This is a genomic window from Robertmurraya massiliosenegalensis JC6, from assembly GCF_000311725.1.
GTDB classification, from domain to species: Bacteria; Bacillota; Bacilli; order Bacillales; family Cytobacillaceae; genus Robertmurraya; species Robertmurraya massiliosenegalensis.
The window spans coordinates 26,726-28,050 of the sequence record NZ_HE978519.1; the positions used below are offsets into that span (position 1 = coordinate 26,726).

Consider the following 1,325-nt stretch of genomic DNA (forward strand, 5'->3'; position numbering starts at 1 on the left):
TTTAATCTTGATTGGCTTTTTGATTTGATTTTTGTCGATACGCACAGAAAAGTGCACTTTTCTGGAATAAAGGAATAGGCAATCTCTTTATTGAAGATTTTTAAAATATCCAATTGAAAGCATAATTTTAGTGCTACTTCTAGTGGGATGTTCACAAGAGAAAAGTGAAGCTGAAGGCGATTTAAAAGATGTAAAACAGATTATACAAGTCAATTCCGAGGAAATCAAAGAAGTGAATACCAAAGATAATACCGAAGAAGTTAATGTATTTCAGGTAGATGCTGTTCATGAAATAATCTATACCGAAGCGAACCCGCCAGACAACAGTCCCCTTCCTTGTGAAGATATGTTTGAAAAAGAAGTAAAAAGACAAGAAGAAGTAAGAAAACGGATAGATGAAACCTCTGACCCGAAAGAAAAAGCAAAAATTGCAGAGGAAGATAGAAAACTAACGGTCGCTTTCACTGAAAAACTCGAAAAAAATGTCCTCCAATAGAACCAAGAGAAGTAAAGCAACTAAGAGTATTTGGTGATGTGGAATATGCTTTACTCCCTATACTAGAAGCTTATATAACTGAGTTTGATATTGATGACTCAATTACTGAAATGCAAGCTTAAAGAAGAGATAATCCTCATGAATCAATTGCAGATTTTACTAATCTTCATTGTCAGAATATGCTTAAGGGTAGGTATTTTTCTTATGCCTTTAAAGATATCGAAAGTGCTAAGAAGAAAGATGAATATTTAGTATCGTTTTTACAAGATAGAGGTTTTACACCTGAGAATACATGGTCTAGTTGTAATCCAGTAGAAATGAGATTGAATGATAGTGGGGATTACTACGCAATAATATGGCATAAATTTATCGAATACGCAGATGGAGATACTCAAAAGCAAACAGGTCGTAGGGTAACTACAGAAAGATACTATTATTTAAAAAGGAATGTAAATGGATACTGGTATACTGGTGATTTTGAACCGTTGGTGCAAAGACCAGAAACCGAGTCATATTAATCCCTATAACTGATAAAAAAATGAGGTCATAATGAATGCTGTAAAAGACAATTCTTTTTGATTTAGTTAGTTTATAATTTAAAAAGTACAGATATTTAACATCTACGAAGTATAAAAAGGATAGAAATTAAACAACCAACCCATTTTGAGTTGGTTGTTTCTGTTATTCTTTACAATCTTTCAATCGAGGAAATTTGACTTGGGTTAATGAATACATTCTTTAAAACTTCATCAAGCTGATTAAGCAACTCTCCACCAGAGGATAAATTTGCAACAAACTTTTCGATACTACGGACTTCGGTAACATAGGT

Annotated in this window: 2 protein-coding genes; both read left to right on the top strand. The window is 32.9% G+C overall.

Annotated features, from left to right (window positions below):
- Nucleotides 1–232: 232 nt before the first annotated feature.
- Nucleotides 233–496, top strand: coding sequence for a hypothetical protein (locus BMSHG_RS23165; RefSeq protein WP_148347030.1), 264 nt, complete (start codon nt 233–235; stop codon nt 494–496).
- A gap of 179 nt (nt 497–675) precedes the next feature.
- Nucleotides 676–1,014, top strand: a complete 339-nt coding sequence (locus BMSHG_RS23170) for a hypothetical protein (protein WP_019156847.1) — start codon at nt 676–678, stop codon at nt 1,012–1,014.
- Nucleotides 1,015–1,325: the final 311 nt, after the last annotated feature.